The organism is Meridianimarinicoccus sp. MJW13, assembly GCF_014901205.1.
Classification (GTDB): Bacteria; Pseudomonadota; Alphaproteobacteria; order Rhodobacterales; family Rhodobacteraceae; genus Meridianimarinicoccus.
Window position 1 is genome coordinate 190,308 of record NZ_JACNMU010000007.1, and the last position, 15,593, is coordinate 205,900.

At 63.6% G+C, this 15,593-nt stretch carries 14 protein-coding genes; 6 read left to right on the forward strand and 8 right to left on the reverse strand.

Features of this window, described 5'->3' with window-relative positions:
• The first annotated feature begins 118 nt into the window (after positions 1 to 118).
• The 3 genes from H8B03_RS14090 (at position 119) to H8B03_RS14100 (ending at position 4,101) form a co-directional block, all read left to right on the forward strand.
• Positions 119 to 1,489, forward strand: a complete 1,371-nt coding sequence (locus H8B03_RS14090) for a glutamine synthetase family protein (protein ID WP_193142513.1) — start codon at positions 119 to 121, stop codon at positions 1,487 to 1,489.
• Positions 1,486 to 2,790 carry an FAD-binding oxidoreductase gene (locus H8B03_RS14095; RefSeq protein WP_193142514.1) on the forward strand — a complete coding sequence of 435 codons (1,305 nt, stop codon included), beginning with the start codon at positions 1,486 to 1,488 and terminating at the stop codon, positions 2,788 to 2,790. The genes H8B03_RS14090 and H8B03_RS14095 overlap by 4 nt, the downstream gene beginning before the upstream one ends.
• Positions 2,791 to 2,907: 117 nt before the next feature.
• Positions 2,908 to 4,101, forward strand: a complete 1,194-nt coding sequence (locus H8B03_RS14100; RefSeq protein WP_193142515.1) for a DegT/DnrJ/EryC1/StrS aminotransferase family protein — start codon at positions 2,908 to 2,910, stop codon at positions 4,099 to 4,101.
• Here H8B03_RS14100 and H8B03_RS14105 read toward each other — a convergent pair.
• From H8B03_RS14105 to H8B03_RS14120, 4 genes are all read right to left on the reverse strand, one after another.
• Positions 4,098 to 5,084, reverse strand: a complete 987-nt coding sequence (locus H8B03_RS14105; protein ID WP_193142516.1) for a LysR family transcriptional regulator — start codon at positions 5,082 to 5,084, stop codon at positions 4,098 to 4,100. The genes H8B03_RS14100 and H8B03_RS14105 overlap by 4 nt on opposite strands.
• A gap of 49 nt (positions 5,085 to 5,133) precedes the next feature.
• On the reverse strand, positions 5,134 to 5,745 hold the full coding sequence (phaR, locus tag H8B03_RS14110; protein WP_193142517.1) for a polyhydroxyalkanoate synthesis repressor PhaR: 612 nt from the start codon (positions 5,743 to 5,745) through the stop codon (positions 5,134 to 5,136).
• A gap of 147 nt (positions 5,746 to 5,892) precedes the next feature.
• Entirely contained in the window at positions 5,893 to 6,348 is a 456-nt protein-coding gene (locus H8B03_RS14115; protein WP_193142518.1) for a phasin, PhaP, read from the reverse strand.
• A 131-nt stretch (positions 6,349 to 6,479) separates the two neighbouring features.
• Positions 6,480 to 8,279 carry an alpha/beta hydrolase gene (locus tag H8B03_RS14120; RefSeq protein WP_193142519.1) on the reverse strand — a complete coding sequence of 600 codons (1,800 nt, stop codon included), beginning with the start codon at positions 8,277 to 8,279 and terminating at the stop codon, positions 6,480 to 6,482.
• A gap of 105 nt (positions 8,280 to 8,384) precedes the next feature.
• On the opposite strand from H8B03_RS14120, the gene phaZ reads away from it, so the two are divergent.
• Complete coding sequence (gene phaZ, locus H8B03_RS14125; protein WP_193142520.1) at positions 8,385 to 9,659, forward strand: polyhydroxyalkanoate depolymerase; 1,275 nt, start codon at positions 8,385 to 8,387, stop codon at positions 9,657 to 9,659.
• A gap of 61 nt (positions 9,660 to 9,720) precedes the next feature.
• Here phaZ and H8B03_RS14130 read toward each other — a convergent pair whose 3' ends face one another.
• From H8B03_RS14130 to H8B03_RS14145, 4 genes are all read right to left on the reverse strand, one after another.
• Positions 9,721 to 10,173: a GNAT family N-acetyltransferase gene (locus H8B03_RS14130; protein ID WP_193142521.1), complete on the reverse strand. Its 453-nt coding sequence runs from the start codon at positions 10,171 to 10,173 to the stop codon at positions 9,721 to 9,723.
• On the reverse strand, positions 10,155 to 11,147 hold the full coding sequence (locus H8B03_RS14135; protein ID WP_226925939.1) for a carboxylesterase: 993 nt from the start codon (positions 11,145 to 11,147) through the stop codon (positions 10,155 to 10,157). The genes H8B03_RS14130 and H8B03_RS14135 overlap by 19 nt, the downstream gene beginning before the upstream one ends.
• Complete coding sequence (locus H8B03_RS14140) at positions 11,144 to 11,905, reverse strand: alpha/beta fold hydrolase (protein WP_193142522.1); 762 nt, start codon at positions 11,903 to 11,905, stop codon at positions 11,144 to 11,146. Before H8B03_RS14140 ends, H8B03_RS14135 begins: the two co-directional genes overlap by 4 nt.
• Before the next feature lie 67 nt (positions 11,906 to 11,972).
• The gene (locus tag H8B03_RS14145) at positions 11,973 to 12,728 is read right to left on the reverse strand and encodes an SDR family NAD(P)-dependent oxidoreductase (RefSeq protein ID WP_193142523.1); all 756 of its coding nucleotides are present in this window, start codon (positions 12,726 to 12,728) and stop codon (positions 11,973 to 11,975) included.
• A 236-nt stretch (positions 12,729 to 12,964) separates the two neighbouring features.
• Here H8B03_RS14145 and thrS point away from each other — a divergent pair, with 236 nt between their 5' ends.
• Together thrS and H8B03_RS14155 are read left to right on the forward strand one after the other, a co-directional pair.
• Positions 12,965 to 14,911, forward strand: a complete 1,947-nt coding sequence (gene thrS / locus H8B03_RS14150; RefSeq protein WP_193142524.1) for a threonine--tRNA ligase — start codon at positions 12,965 to 12,967, stop codon at positions 14,909 to 14,911.
• A gap of 338 nt (positions 14,912 to 15,249) precedes the next feature.
• Positions 15,250 to 15,540, forward strand: a complete 291-nt coding sequence (locus tag H8B03_RS14155) for a DUF2282 domain-containing protein (protein WP_193142525.1) — start codon at positions 15,250 to 15,252, stop codon at positions 15,538 to 15,540.
• Positions 15,541 to 15,593 lie beyond the last annotated feature (53 nt).

Consider the following 15,593-nt stretch of genomic DNA (forward strand, 5'->3'; position numbering starts at 1 on the left):
GGACGCTTGCACCGCACGGGGCTAGCGTCGCTGCACGCGCAAAAGATCGTGCTGACCGTGCCACGTTGCCCCGAAGCCGCAGGTCCGGCCAGGCCGACCGCAACACAGATGGAAGACCATGACCAAAGCTCCGCCCGCCTGGCTCTCCGAGGCCCCCGAAGCCGCCCGCAGCTTTCTGGAGGGCCATCGGCTGGACGAGGTCGAATGCATCATCTCGGACCTGCCCGGCATCGCGCGCGGCAAGGCCGTGCCAGCCGGGAAATTCGCCCGCCAGAAGCATTTCTACCTGCCCGAGTCGATCTTCTTCCAGACCATCGCCGGCGGTTGGGGCGAAGCTGCGGGGCCTTCGGGCTTCACCGAACCCGACATGGTGCTGGTGCCGGATTACTCTACCACCAGCGCCGCGCCCTGGACCGGCGACTGGACCCTTCAGGTCATCCATGACGCGGTGAATGCCAAGGGCGATCCGATCCCCTTCGCCCCGCGCAACGTGCTGAAACGGGTGGTGCAGGCCTATCGCGATCGCGGCCTGGAACCGGTGGTGGCGCCGGAAATGGAATTCTACCTTGTCGCCCGCAACCTTGACCCCGCCCGTGCCATCGAACCGATGCTGGGCCGCAGCGGCCGCCCGGCGGCGGCGCGGCAGGCCTATTCCATGTCGGCGGTCGATGAATACGGGCCGGTGATCGACGACATCTATGATTTCGCCGAAGCGCAGGGCTTCGAGATCGACGGCATCACCCAGGAAGGCGGCGCCGGTCAGGTCGAGATCAACCTGCGTCACGGCGATCCGGTGAAACTGGCCGACGAAGTGTTCTACTTCAAGCGGCTGATCCGAGAGGCCGCCCTGCGCCACGATTGTTTCGCCACCTTCATGGCCAAACCGATCGAGCAGGAGCCGGGATCGGCCATGCACATCCACCATTCGGTGCTGGACAGGGCCACCGGCCAGAACATCTTTTCACAGGCCGATGGCAGCGAAGCCCCGGCTTTCCGCCATTTCATCGGCGGATTGCAGTCCCATCTGCCCGAAGCGGTGGCGATCTTTGCGCCCTATGTGAACTCCTACCGCCGCTACGTGCGCGACCACGCGGCACCGATCAACCTGGAATGGGGACGCGACAACCGCACCACCGGCATCCGGGTGCCGATCTCGGACGCGGCCTCGCGCCGTGTGGAGAACCGGTTGGCGGGCATGGATTGCAACCCCTATCTGGGCATCGCCGTGTCGCTGGCCTGCGGGTTGCTGGGGCTGGAGCACAAGGTCGAGCCGCGCGCCATGTTCAACGGCGACGCCTACAGCGGCGAGGCGGACATGCCCTGGGGGCTGTTCTCGGCGCTGGAACTGTTCGCCGATGCCCGTGGCCTGCGCGACCTGTTGGGCGAGGATTTCGCACGGGTCTATGAGATCGTGAAAGACGCCGAATACAATGAGTTCCTGCAAGTCATCTCTCCGTGGGAACGTGAACACCTGCTGATGAACGTATGAACCTGCTGCATGAAAATGACCGGCCCGGCGTCTATCCCGACAGTTGGTACGCGGCGACCTCGGGCCCGATTGGCCCCTTCCCGGCGCTGAAGGATGAGGTGCGCACCGATATCTGCGTGATCGGCGGCGGCTACACCGGGCTGTCGGCGGCGCTGCATCTGGCGCGGCGGGGGTTTGACGTGCGGCTGCTGGAAGCACAACGCATCGGCTTTGGTGCCTCGGGGCGCAACGGCGGCCAGGTCGGCTCGGGCCAGCGGGTGGAACAGCCGGACCTTGAAAAGCTGATGGGCGACGCGGACGCGCGCCTGCTGTGGGACATGGGCGAAGACGCCAAGGCCCTGGTGCGCAGCCTGATCGACGACCTCAAGATCGACTGCAACTGGCGCGACGGGGTGGCCCATGTCTGCCACAACCGGGCCGGCTGGCAGCACGCCTGCACCGAGGCCGAGCATCTGCGCCGCACCTATGGCCACGACAAGCTGGAGATCCTCGGCCCGCGCGAGGTCGAGGCCGAAACCGGCTCGCAACTGTTTCGCGGCGGGGTGATCGACTGGAGCGCCGGACACCTGCACCCGCTGCGCTTTGCCATCGGTCTGGGCCGCGCCGCGCAGCATCTTGGGGTCAAGCTGCACGAGCAAAGCGAGGTAACGGAACTGGACCCCGGCGAGCAGGTCGTGGTGCGCACGTCCCAGGGCAGCGTCCGGGCCCGGCAGGTGATCCTGGCCTGCAACGGCTACCTTGGCAAACTGTCGCCCCAGGTGGCGCGGCGGGTGATGCCGATCAACAATTTCATCGTGGCCACCGAACCCCTGGGCGAGATCGCCCCCGAGATCCTGCCGCGCGACATAGCGGTGGCCGACAGCCGCTTCGTGGTCAACTACTGGCGGCGTGGCGGCGACGGACGGCTGCTGTTCGGCGGCGGCGAAAGCTATGGCTACCGGTTCCCGCGTGACATTGCGGCGCTGGTGCGCAAGCCGATGCTGGAGATCTATCCGCAACTGGCCGATGCCCGCATCACCTATGCCTGGGGCGGCACGCTGGCGATCACCCGCTCGCGCCTGCCGCATTTCCATCGGCCCGAGCGCAACGTGCTGTCAGCCTCGGGCTATTCCGGGCACGGCGTGGCGCTGGCAACGCTGGCCGGGCAGATCCTGGCCGAAACCGTCGCCGGCACGGAAGAGCGTTTTGACCTGATGGCGCGCCTGCCCACACCCGCCTTTCCCGGCGGCCCGGCAATGCGCAGCCCGTTGCTGGCGCTGGCCATGACATGGTTTTCCCTGCGCGACCGCCTAGGCATCTGACCCCGCCCGGCTTTTCGTCATGTCACACCGCCCCGGTTTTTCGGGAAACAAGGGCATGCAATTTGCGCCAGCCATGTTATACGGATTTTCGAAAGATGATTTTCAGGAAATCCGAACATGCCGCAAGCCTCTGCCCCGAACGTCTATGATGCCGAACCGATCCCCGAAGCCGCCCGCGCCGAGGTGGCCCGCCTGCTGAGCAGCGGCGATCTGTTCCGCTACACGTCCGAGGCGTCTCCGGTGGCGCTGCTGGAAGCGGAATTCGCTGAAATGATGGGCAGCCGTTACGCACTGGCCGTGGCCTCCTGCTCGGCTGCGCTGTTCCTGACGCTCAAGGCGCTGGATCTGCCGCGCGGTGCCAAGGTTCTGGTCCCGGCCTTCACCTTTGCCGCCGTCCCCTCGGCCGTGGTGCATGCGGATTGCACGCCGGTGCTGGTCGAGGTCGGGCGCGATTATCGGGTCGACATGGCCGATTTCGAAGCCAAGTTGACCGATGACGTGCAGGCCATCCTGATCTCGCACATGCGTGGCCATACATCGGATATGGATGCGATCCTGCGCCTGGCCGAAGCGCGCGGCCTGCCCGTGATCGAGGATGCGGCGCATTCGCTGGGCACCGAATGGCATGGCCGCAAGATCGGCACGCTGGGCCGGGTCGGCTGCTTCTCGTTCCAGTCCTACAAGCTGCTGAACGCGGGCGAAGGGGGCATCCTGATCACCGATGACGATGACATCGCCGCCCGCGCCGTCATCATGTCCGGCGCTTACGAGCACAATTGGAAGAAGCACGCAGCCATCTCGGGGCGAGTCGCGCACTGGCAGAACAAGCTGCCGTTGTACAACACCCGGCTCAACAACCTGTCGGCGGCGCTGATCCGGGCCCAGCTTGCCGAACTGCCACGCCGGGTGCGCGATGGCCGTGCCAATCATGACCATGTGGCCGCGCAACTGAACACCTCGCCCTGGCTGGAAGTTCCCGACGCGCTGCCGCCCGAGGTTCGGGCGCCGGATTCTCTGCAATTCAACCTTCAGGGCTTTACCGATGAAGAGGCCCGCGATTTTCAGGCCGCCGCCGCCGCGCGGGGTGTCTCGATCCAGATCTTCGGCCTGTCCACCGACAATGCCCGCGCCTTCTGGAACTGGCAGTTCCTGGATGACCGGCCCGAATTGCCCCAAACCCGCGAAATGCTGATGCGCGCCTGCGACACGCGCCTGCCCGCACGGCTGACCCGGCCCGAACTGGATTTCATTGCCGGGGCAATTCTGATGGCGGTGGCCGACGTCAAGGACACCCGCGCCTACGGCACCTAGGGCGCCGTCGCGCCCGGGCCGCTGTCCAGCACCTTCAACTGTCCTGCCAGCCACGGCATCTGCCGGATGGAGGGCGCGACGATCATATCCTGAAGGATGGCCCGCAACCGCGCGGCGGTCTGAGCCGGCACCCGGCCCATGACCTCGCGCCGGGCATGCAGCGAGATCCTGCGCGACAGCGGCTCCATCGGCAGCGGACAGATCCGCACGTCTTCAAAGAACCGATGCGCCCGCAGAAATCCCAGCGGTGTGAGGATGGTCCATCCCGCCCCCTGCGCCACCATCGCCAGAATGGCGTGATAGCTGTCCATCTCGAACCGATGCAGAAGCGAAACGTTCTGGCGCGACAGATGCGCGGCGATCTGGCGGCCCATGTGATGCCGCTGGGTGTATTGGACGAAGGGCAGATCCCGCAGATCGGCCAGTGTAACAGGCTCGGCCCCGCCCTTGGGCAGTGCGGCGACGAAGGGTTCCATCAGCAGCGGATGCACTTCCATCCAGTCCGCCGCAACCGAGGTATCCGCCGCCACGATCACATCCAGCGCGCGTTCTTCCAACTGCGTGACCAAACGGTGACTGGCGCCGGTCTCCAGCAGGAAGCGGCAGGCGCGCAGATCTTCGGCCATCTCGGTCAGCAGGCGCGGCGTCACATCGGCATCGAAATCCTCGATCATGCCCAGACGAAAGCGCGCCAGATTGGCCATGTCGCGGCTGGCCAATTCGGCACGGGCCAGATCCGCCTCGTCCAGGATGTTGCGCGCGCGGCGCAGGAAGATGTGGCCTTCGGGGGTCAGTGTCAGGGGCCGTGCGCTGCGGTCCACCAGCCGGGTCGAAAGCCCGGCCTCAAGGTTGCTGAGCTGCTGGCTGACCGCCGAGGGGCTGGCCTCCAGCCGACGCGCTGCCGAGGAGATCGATCGCTCTTCGGAGATGGCGGCAAAGACTTCCACCATCCACAAGGAAATGCGACCGGGGCTGTCAGCCATCAGGCCCGTGTCCCGGCGGGATCACAACCCGGTCGCGACGTGCGGGCCATCATTTGCCCAGCTTCGTCATCTTCTCTTTGAGTTCCGCCAGCTGGGACTTGATGTCTTCCAGTTCCTGACGCTCGTCGTTGCTGAGGTCTTCCGGGACCGGGGTTGCCTCTTCGACGGGGCTTTGGCCTTCGGTGGCTTCGGGCGTTGGCATGGTGCCGCCCGGCCCGCCCTTCCAACCCGGCATCATCGACGCCAGAAAGGCTTTCTGCTGCCGCTGCATGGCCTCGATCCCCGACATCGGGTTTATCGGGGTGGGCATATGGGTGAAGTTTTCCATCATCTTCGACTGGCTGTCGCGCAGCATCTCGAAGGACATGGCCAGAAACTGCGGCACAACGCTGTTGGCCTGGGTCGTGTAGCTGCGCACAAGATCGGTCAACACCGCGATCGGCAGGACGCTTTCGCCCTTGCTTTCGTGCTCTGCCACGATCTGCAGAAGATACTGGCGGGTCAGGTCGTCGCCGCTTTTCAGATCGACAATCTGAACCTCGCGTCCTTCGCGGATGAAGCGGGCAATATCGTCCAGGGTTACGTAATCACTTGTTTCCGTGTTGTAGAGACGCCGACTTGCATAGCGCTTGATCAACAACGGCTTGTCACTGTCTGCCACGGTCATCCTCCGACTGGGTTTGCTGCAATGCAGAGTATGACGGGTTCTTCACAAAAGAAAAGAGCGGGCTTGACGCCCGCTCTTCAGAAAACCCCAAAAACACAGAGTTTTCTACAATACGACACCTGTCCTTGCGACAGACGTTGCTTACTTGGCGACGGTGGTCGCTTTCTTGGCAGCTGCGGTCACGTCCGCAGTGGCTTTCTTGACGGCGGCAGTCGCGTCTTCCGAGATGTCCTTGCCAGCGGCCAGCATCAGTTCGACGGTTTCCATCTGAACTTTCTTGGCGACTTCAGCGAAGGCAGCCAGGGCTTCCGAGGTCATTTCGGCCTGGGCCGAAGCGAAATCGGTCACGGCCTTGCCGTAGTCGGCGGGCTCGTCCTTGACGGCGGTGACAGCGGCCAGCTTGGCCAGGGTCTCTTTGGTCCACTTCGAGGAGATCTCGGTCGACTTCTCGGCGGCTTCCAGAGCCACTTTCGACATCTTCTCGCTCAGGGTCGCCTGGGTCTTGAAGGCGTCCTGGATGGCTTTGGTGTCAACAGGGAACGAACCCATCATTTCCTGCATCATCTTGGTCACGTCGTTTGCTTTGGTAGCAGCCATGGTATCTCTCCTGAGTTGTCGGTGTCCACTGCGCGGTGCACCGTGCTGTTCCTGAGACACAATATGGCTGCTGCAACGCAGCATTTCAAGCATTTTTTCTGCGTTGCAGCATTATTTTTTTGTCAGCAAATTCAACCAGTTGAACGCTGAACCACATAGGTTCCGGGTGCCGGACCCAAAACCGGATGATCCGAATCGCCGGGTTCGCGGGCCTCAACCATGCGTCCGGATTTCTTCTTCAGCCATTCTTCCCAACGCGGCCACCACGAGCCTTCGTTGAAATCGGCCCCCGACAGCCATTCATCCGCCGGAAGCTTCATGTCCGGGTTGGTGTAGTGGCCGTATTTCTTCTTCGAGGGCGGGTTGATGATCCCGGCGATATGGCCGGATTCCGACACGATGAAAGTCTTCGACCGGCTGCCGAACTTCTGGAACCCGTTGTAGCAGGCCTTCCACGCCGCGATGTGATCGGTTTCACAGGCGATGGCGCAGAAAGTGGTCTTCACGTCAGAAGATTTCAGCACCTCGCCGCAGACCTTGAAGCCCTCTTCGGCGAATTCGTTGTTCTGACACAGCCCGCGCAGGTATTCGACCGCCATGCGCGCCGGCAGGTTGGTGCTGTCGCCGTTCCAGTGCAGCAGATCGAAGGCCGGCGGCGCCTCGCCCATCATGTAGCGGCGGGTGGCGGGCGCGTAGATCAGATCGTTGGCCCGCAGGAACGAGAACGTCCGCGACATGAAGAAACTGTTCAAGATGCCGGTTTCCGCCACTTCGCGTTCGACACCGTCGATAAAGCTGTTGTCCAGGAACACCCCCACTTCGCCGGGATCCGAAAAATCGGTCATGGTGGTAAAGAAGGTTGCCGACTTGACCGACTTGTCACCGCGCTTGGCCATCAGCGCCAAAGTCAGGCTGAGCGTCGTCCCGGCGATGCAGTAGCCCACCGCGTTGACTTCTTTCTGGCGGGTGAGTTTCTTGACTTCGTCGATGGCGGTCAGGAAACCGCTTTCGATATAGTCGTCCATGCCGACATCGCCATAGCTTCCGTCGGGGTTCTTCCAGCTGACCACGAACAGCGTGTAGCCCTGATCGACAATCCATTTGATCAGGCTGTTCTTCTCCTTCAGGTCCATGATGTAGAACTTGTTGATCCACGGCGGGAAGATGATCAGCGGGGTCGCGTGGACGGTCTCGGTGGTGGGCTTGTACTGGATCAGTTCGAACAGGCGGTTGCGGAACACGACCGAACCTTCGGTGGTGGCCAGGTTCTCGCCCACCTTGAAGGCCTTGGGATCGGACAGGGTGACCAGAAGCTCGCCGTCGTTGGCCTCGATATCCGCCACGAGGTTCTCAAGCCCGGTGACCAGCGACTCACCCTGCGTTTCCACGGCGCGTTCCAGCGCGTCCGGGTTGGTGCCCAGGAAGTTGGTCGGCGACAGCATGTCGACGATCTGCTGGGTGAAGAATTCGACCTTCTTCTTCTCGTCCTCGTCCAGCCCGTCGATATCCTTGATGGCGTTCTCGATGGCCTCGGAGGTCAGCTGGTAGTTGTTCTTGATGTAGCTGAAGAACGGATGGGTATTCCACAGCGGGTTCGAGAAGCGTTTGTCGGTCGGCTGCCCCCCTTCCGGTTCGGGCGCGACAAGACGCCCGGATGCCAGTGCTTTCTGGACCTCGAAATAATGTTTCAGCATTGATCCCCAATAGCCGACCTGATGTTCCATCAGCTTGGCCGGGTTCTGAAAGGCCTCCTGCACGTAAGCTGTTGCCGCCTTGGCAAACAATTCCTTCTTGGGTCCGTGCAGGCCCGGGTCGACAGCGCGCTTGTGCGCCATTGCAGTGACCAGACGCTGGGACAGCTCTTCCATCTTGCTCAGATTCTCGTTCAGCCGATCCAGTTCTGCGCCTGCAGCATTTTCGTCAGTTGTCATGTCCCGATTTCCCCCGTAGGTTCATGCCCGATATATGTACCGCCGCTAAGGTGGGGGGCCAAAGCGACGAATTGTTACGGGGGGGAACCCCGACAGGAGTTACAGATGCGTTATATGGCAACTTATGACCTGATGGAGACGGTTCGAAACACCAACCAATGGCTTGGTGCAACGGCCCGCGCTTTCGGCTCCTATCCGGCAACCGGCCTGTTTCCGACACCTGCATTCAAGGTAATGGCGGCCTGGGGCGAGGTCATGGAGCGCAGTTTTTCACGCATGATCGCCAAGCCGGACTGGAACATCAGCTCGGTGGTGGGCGAGGACGGGCGCGACCATGTGGTCACGACTCATGCGGTGGTCGAACGTCCCTTCGGTGACCTCATCAAGTTTGAAGTTCAGGGCCGTGGCCCGAAGCGCCGCCGGGTGCTTCTTGTGGCACCGATGTCGGGTCACTATGCCACGCTTCTGCGGTCAACCGTGATCTCGCTGCTGCCCGACTGCGACGTCTATCTGACCGACTGGCACAATGCGCGCGACATTCCGGTGTCGGAAGGCAAGTTTGATATTGAGGATTACACCCTCTATCTGGCCGAATTCATGGAGCATCTGGGCACCGATCTGCATGTCATCGCGGTCTGCCAGCCAGCCCCGTTGACGCTGGCCGCCACCGCCTATCTGGCCGAGAAGAACCCCGACGCCCAGCCCCAGACCCTGACCCTGATCGGCGGCCCGATCGACCCCGATGCCGCAGCCACCGACGTCACCGATTTCGGCGCCCGCATCACCATGGGCCAGTTGGAAGAAGTCGCCATCCAGCGCGTCGGCTTCAACTATATCGGTGCGGGGCGACTGGTGTATCCGGGCCTGCTGCAATTGTCGTCCTTCATGTCGATGAACGCCGACCGCCATGGCGAGGCCTTCTTCAACCAGATCCTGCGCGTCGCCAAGGGCGAGGCCTCGGATCACGATCACCACAACCGCTTTTATGACGAGTATCTGGCGGTGATGGACATGCCGGCCGAGTTCTACCTGTCCACCGTGGAGCGGGTGTTCAAGAATCTCGAAATCGCGCGCAATGAATTTTCCGTCGCCGGTCACAAAATCGACATCGGCAAGATCACCACGGTCGCCGTGAAGGTGGTCGAAGGCGAAAAGGACGACATCTCGGCGCCCGGCCAGTGCCTTGCTGCACTGCGGCTTTGCACCGGCCTGCCAGAGTCGAAAAAGGCCGCACACCTGGAACCGGGTGCTGGCCATTACGGTATTTTCGCGGGCAAAAGCTGGCGCAGCAACATCCGCCCGCTGGTTTTGGACTTCATCGACTCCAACGGCATCGAGACCGCAACGCAGTCGCCCAAACCGCAACTCAAGACGGTCTGAGCCACAAGCCGCGACATTGCAAAGGCCCGCTCACCCGAGCGGGCTTTTTCATGGCCGGGCGTTACCCCAGATCCTTTTCGAAGAAGACCTTGGTGACGGTGCCGTCTCCGAAGCCCTCCTGCCGGTAGACCTCGCGATACCCGGCGCGGCGATAGAAAGCCGGCGCCTGAAAGCTGAAAGTGTTCACAAGGGCCCGGCGCCCGCCCTCGGCCCCCGCCCGGCATTCCAGATCCGCCAGAAGGCGTGATCCGATGCCTTGCCCGCGTGCTTCGGGATCCACCCACAGCAGGTCAATCTCCAGACATTGCCCCCAAAGCACCGCCGCAACACCGCCCAGAACCCGGCCGGTGCTGTTGCGGGCTTCCAGCACGACTGACCGTTCATCGCCGATATCCGAGACGCGCAGATTGTCCGCGATCAGGTGACGCCGCAGCCGTTCCTCGGCCAGGGTCGGATCGGGCGCGGCGGCAATGACAATCGCCGCGCCATCCGGGTTTACAGGCCGCGCGCCCATGCCACGATTCGCTCGGCGATCGGTGCGGTCTTGTTGGGGCTCAGGATATCACCGGCCAGGACATGCCCGCTGGGATCATCCCCCTCGACGCGCACGACCGGCACCAGCTCGCTTGGCGCGCCCCAGTCCGCCGACGCACGGCGGGCTAGCTTGGGGTCGATCACCTGATCCTCGTTCGACACAAAGAAGATCGCCGGAACCGTCATCGCCCCAAGATCCATGTTGCGCACCTTGTGGCTCAGGGCTCCCAGACGCGCGACCGCCTCGAACGGGTATGAGGTCGTCCAGTTTTCCGCATGGCCGGCGTTGCGCGGCTCGAAACTGTAGGTATCGCCAATCACCAGCCTGCCCCACGAGTTGATCAGCGGCCATTCGATGGCCCGCCCCTTCAGCCCGGCAGCCCCGAAATTCGGCGACATCAGAACCAAACCTGCCATCTGCGCGTTCAGGGCCGGATCGGCGGCGGCCGCCACAGCCAGCGTCGCACCGGTGGAATTGCCCATGACGATCACCCGTTCGCCCAGACTCGCGCCGATGGCCAGCGCTTCGGCAACATCGGTCATCCAGTCGTTGACTTCCGGCTCCCCCATGGCCGCTGAATCACGACCGTGACCCGGCAGGCGCGTCAGGTAAAGGTTTGCCCCAAGCGACGCGGCGACCATATCGGGCAGCGGCCGCAATTCGGCCTTGGTGGCGGAAAACCCGTGGATATAGACCACCGAAAGGGGCGTCTGCCCCCCCGGTTCCCCGGCCCAGACAATCTCCTTGGCGGCATTGTCGCGCAGGTTTGCCACCTGCGCCTCCTGCTCGGCCAGCCAGACATCCAGATCGGCGCCCAGCTGCGCGGGATCGAACTCGGTTGCCAGATCCGCCGGTTCGGTCGGCCCGATCCAGTCCAGCAGCGCCAGCGTCCCCCAGGCCAGAATGGCCAGCCCGACCGCCCATTTCACCAGTGTCAGGATCATTCCCATCATCGCGCGTCTCCTGTTGCTGCCAGCACCTGCTCCACCGAGCTCTCGATCAGGGCCAGGCATTCCGGCGTGGAAAACCGATGATCCGCGCCCTTCACCAGCGTCAGCCGCAGATCCGGCCCGGTGGCATGTGCCAGAAGGCGCAGGGCCACATCCGTTTCGACCGCTTCATCTTCGGTGCCTTGCAGGAAGCGCACCGGGAACTCAAGTGCCAGCGGCTTGTCCAGCACCGTCTGGTCGTGGCCATCCTCGATCATCCGGCGGGTGATGCGGTAGGGCGCGTCATAGTCCGATGGGATCTCATAGATGCCCTCCTCCATGACCCGCTTTTGCCCGTCCGCGCCCAGTTCCGCCCACATCGAGGTGGTCATGAAATCGGGTGCCGCGGCAATGGTCACCATCCCGGCCACCCGCGCCGGCATCGCCCGCGCGCAAAGCAGCGCAATCCAGCCCCCCATGGACGACCCGACCAGCACCTGCGGCCCTTCGGTCAACGCCTCCAGTACCGCCATCGCATCCTCGGTCCAATCGCCGACACAGCCGTCGATGAAGTCCTCGGACGACTGCCCGTGCCCGGAATAGTCGAAGCGCACGAAGGCGCGGCCCTGCGCCCGCGCCCAATCTTCCAGATACAGCGCCTTGGTGCCTTCCATGTCCGACACGAAACCGCCCAGAAACACCAGGCCCGGCCCGGTCCCGGCACTGCGATGATAGGCGATGCGCCGTCCCTGCGGCGTGTCCAGATAGTTCGGCTCGGTCATGTCGGCTCCTTGCAATGTCGCGCAAACCTCGCCGCAGCGGCCGCCGCGAACAAGGGTTTTCTGCGGCTCATTCCTGGCGCAACGCGGGCAGGCCGATGCCCGTGGCCTCGAAGCCGCCATCGACAGACAACGTCTGCCCGGTCACGAAACTGGCCTTGTCCGAACTCAGAAAGACGATGGCACGGGCGATCTCTTCCTCACTGCCATAGCGATTCAGCGGCAAGGCGTCGTGATAGGCCGCGATGATTTCGGGGCTGTGCACCGCCATGGCCAGCTTTGTCCGCACCGGCCCCGGCGCCACGCAATTGGCCCGGATGCCATGTTCCCCCAACTCAACCGCCTGCTGCTGGGTCAGATGGATCACCCCGGCCTTCGAGGTGCCATAGGCCACCCGCAGGGTCGAGGCCCGCAGCCCCGAGATCGACGCGATGTTCACGATGGTCCCGCGCGTCTTCTTCAGCGCCGGGATCGCCGCCTGCGAACACAGGAACACCCCGTACAGGTTGGTCTCCATCACCCGCCGCCAGCGCGCGAAGTCGGTCTCCTCGATGGGCCCGAAATCGGCGACCCCGGCATTGTTGACCAGATGATCGATCCGCCCGAAAGCCGCCTCGGTCTCGGCCATGATGGCTGTTGCATCCTCGGGGCGCGACACGTCGCGCTCCAGCGCCAGTACCCCGTCCAGCCCGGCCACGGCGTCGCGCAGGGCGGGCGCATCGCGGTCCACCATGGCCACGCGCACCCCTTCCTCCAGGAACAGCCGCGTGGTGGCCAGGCCAATGCCCCGCGCCGCCCCCGTCACAATCGCCACCCGTTCGCTCATGCCATGCCTCCGCCGGTTTTCCTGAACCCTAGGCAATCGCCGGGGTGGCGGCAATCGCCCGCACCCTGCGCCGCGCCAGCCATTTCTTCTTGGCAAAAATACTCACGGCACACCATCGGCCCCCGCGCACCCGCCGAGCCGTCTTGACACCCCGCCGCCAAGCGCCCAGAAGACCCGCGAAACCATACCCGCAACCGGGCGTTCCGTGGGCGCCAAACCGACGAGGAGGCCAGATCATGGCAGACATCTCCCTCACCTTTCCCGATGGCAACAGCCGCTCCTACCCCGCAGGCGTGACCCCTGCCGATGTGGCCGCCGGCATTTCCAACTCGCTGGCCAAGAAGGCCATCTCGGCCACCGTCGCAGGCCAGCACTGGGATCTGCAATGGCCGATCGAGGCCGATGCCGAGATTGCCATTCACACCCTGAAGGACGACGCCCCGGCGCTGGAACTGATCCGCCACGACTGCGCCCACATCATGGCCCGCGCCGTGCAGGAGCTGTGGCCGGACGTGCAGGTCACCATTGGCCCGGTGATCGACAACGGCTGGTACTACGACTTTGACCGCGCCGAGCCCTTCACTCCCGAAGACCTGGGCGCCATCGAAAAGAAGATGCGCGAGATCATCGCCGCCCGCGATCCGGTCCGGACCGAGATCTGGGAACGCGACCGCGCCGTCCAGCACTACAAGGACAGGGGCGAGCCCTATAAGGTCGAACTGATCGACGCCATTCCGGGCGACGAGCCGCTGCGCATGTATTGGCACGGCGACTGGCAGGATCTGTGCCGCGGCCCGCATCTGCAACATACCGGACAGGTGCCCGCCGATGCCTTCAAGCTGATGAAGGTGGCTGGCGCCTATTGGCGCGGCGACAGCAACCGTCCACAGTTGCAGCGCATCTATGGCGTCGCCTTCCAGAACAAGGACGGGCTGAAGAAATACCTCAACTTCCTTGAAGAAGCCGAAAAGCGCGACCACCGCCGCCTTGGCAAGGAGATGGAGCTTTTCCACTTCCAGGAAGAAGCGCCCGGCATGGTGTTCTGGCATCCCAACGGCTGGACCATCTACCGCGAGCTTGAAGACTATATGCGCCGCCAGCTGACGCGCGACGGCTACAAGGAAATCAAGACCCCGCAGGTGGTGGACCGCAAGCTTTGGGAAAAGTCCGGCCATTGGGACAAGTACCGCGAGAACATGTTCACCACCGAGATCGATGAGGAACATGCCAACGAAAAGCGCACCAATGCGCTGAAGCCGATGAACTGCCCCTGCCATGTGCAGGTGTTCAACCAGGGCCTGAAGTCCTATCGCGACCTGCCGATGCGGCTGGCCGAGTTCGGCTCGTGCCACCGCTACGAGGCGCATGGCGCGCTGCACGGGCTGATGCGGGTGCGCGGCTTCACCCAGGATGACGCGCATATCTTCTGCACCGAGGATCAGATCGAAAGCGAATGCGCCAAGTTCATCGACCTGCTCAGCCGCGTCTATACCGACACCGGCTTTGGCAAATTCGACATCAAGCTGTCGACGCGGCCGGAACAGCGTGTCGGCTCGGACGAGATCTGGGACAAGGCCGAGGCCGCGCTTGAAAAGGCGATCCTCAGCGTGCGCAACGATTTCGAACTCGACCCCGGCGAAGGCGCGTTCTACGGGCCGAAGCTGGACTTCAAGCTGACCGACGCCATCGGGCGCGAGTGGCAGTGCGGCACCTTCCAGGCAGATTTCAACCTGCCCGAGCGCCTGAACGCCAATTACATCGGCGCCGATGGCGACAAGCATCGCCCGGTCATGCTGCACCGTGCGGTTCTGGGCTCGTTCGAACGGTTCCTCGGCATCCTGATCGAGAACTACGCCGGCAAACTGCCGTTCTGGCTGGCCCCGCGTCAGGTGGTGGTGGCCTCGATCATCTCGGACGCGGATGCCTATTGTCAGGAAGTCGTCAACGCGCTGACCGCCGCCGGCGTGCGCGCCGAGGCCGATCTGCGCAACGAGAAGATCAACTACAAGGTGCGCGAGCACTCGCTGGGCAAGGTGCCGGTGATTCTGGCCATCGGCATGAAAGAGGTCGAGAACCGCTCGGTCTCGGTCCGCCGGCTGGGCGAAAAGACCACCAGCGTCGTGCCGCTGGACGAGATTGTCGGGCAATTGACCCAAGAGGCCACGCCGCCCGATCTGGTCTGATCCACCTCCCGATCCCAAATGCAACGGCCCGCGGTTTTCCGCGGGCCGAAGTGTTTCAGGCCTGGATTTTTCCGCGCGGGCCGGTACCGCCATCGACCGCGAAACCTGTAACATTTCGTGCATCGCGGCCCCAAGCGATGCCGGAAATTGCAACACTTCGGCGTCATATCAAATGAAAACAATGCCTTGCGCACCTCGACCCCCGGCCGCCACCTGACAGGATATGACAGCCCGGTGAGTCACGGAGCCGTGTGTGGGATCGGCTCATGCCAGCGTCTAGGATTTCCCTGTCGCCCGATGCGGCACCGAAACACATACAACCCAACAAGGATAGACCCATGTCGAACACCGTGAAGCATCTTGCCGTCGCTGGCGCCGTCGCCGCCGCTGTTGCCACCGCCGCCACCGCCCCGGCCCACGCGCAAGCCCAGGAAAAATGCTATGGCGTGTCGCTGGCTGGCGAGAACGATTGCGCAGCCGGTCCCGGCACCACATGCGCTGGCACCTCGACCGTGGACTACCAGGGCAACGCCTGGACACTGGTGGCCAAGGGCACCTGCACGGAAATGAAACTTCCCGACGGGCGCATGGGCTCGCTGGAAGCCCTGGACCGCGATCTGCCCGCCTGATCGGCCTGTCGGGCGGGCCGGGATCGGCCTGCCCACCCCTGACTGCCCGAGGT

What these genes read in the sequence shown, in the direction of transcription:
- thrS (WP_193142524.1), top strand. Translation starts at nt 12,965, where the DNA reads ATGGCAGACATCTCCCTCACCTTTCCCGATGGCAACAGCCGCTCCTAC.
- H8B03_RS14155 (WP_193142525.1), top strand. Translation starts at nt 15,250, where the DNA reads ATGTCGAACACCGTGAAGCATCTTGCCGTCGCTGGCGCCGTCGCCGCC.
- H8B03_RS14090 (WP_193142513.1), top strand. Translation starts at nt 119, where the DNA reads ATGACCAAAGCTCCGCCCGCCTGGCTCTCCGAGGCCCCCGAAGCCGCC.
- H8B03_RS14120 (WP_193142519.1), bottom strand. Translation starts at nt 8,279, where the DNA reads ATGACAACTGACGAAAATGCTGCAGGCGCAGAACTGGATCGGCTGAAC.
- H8B03_RS14095 (WP_193142514.1), top strand. Translation starts at nt 1,486, where the DNA reads ATGAACCTGCTGCATGAAAATGACCGGCCCGGCGTCTATCCCGACAGT.
- H8B03_RS14130 (WP_193142521.1), bottom strand. Translation starts at nt 10,173, where the DNA reads ATGGGCGCGCGGCCTGTAAACCCGGATGGCGCGGCGATTGTCATTGCC.
- H8B03_RS14100 (WP_193142515.1), top strand. Translation starts at nt 2,908, where the DNA reads ATGCCGCAAGCCTCTGCCCCGAACGTCTATGATGCCGAACCGATCCCC.
- H8B03_RS14105 (WP_193142516.1), bottom strand. Translation starts at nt 5,084, where the DNA reads ATGGCTGACAGCCCCGGTCGCATTTCCTTGTGGATGGTGGAAGTCTTT.
- H8B03_RS14145 (WP_193142523.1), bottom strand. Translation starts at nt 12,728, where the DNA reads ATGAGCGAACGGGTGGCGATTGTGACGGGGGCGGCGCGGGGCATTGGC.
- H8B03_RS14115 (WP_193142518.1), bottom strand. Translation starts at nt 6,348, where the DNA reads ATGGCTGCTACCAAAGCAAACGACGTGACCAAGATGATGCAGGAAATG.
- H8B03_RS14135 (WP_226925939.1), bottom strand. Translation starts at nt 11,147, where the DNA reads ATGATGGGAATGATCCTGACACTGGTGAAATGGGCGGTCGGGCTGGCC.
- phaZ (WP_193142520.1), top strand. Translation starts at nt 8,385, where the DNA reads ATGCGTTATATGGCAACTTATGACCTGATGGAGACGGTTCGAAACACC.
- H8B03_RS14140 (WP_193142522.1), bottom strand. Translation starts at nt 11,905, where the DNA reads ATGACCGAGCCGAACTATCTGGACACGCCGCAGGGACGGCGCATCGCC.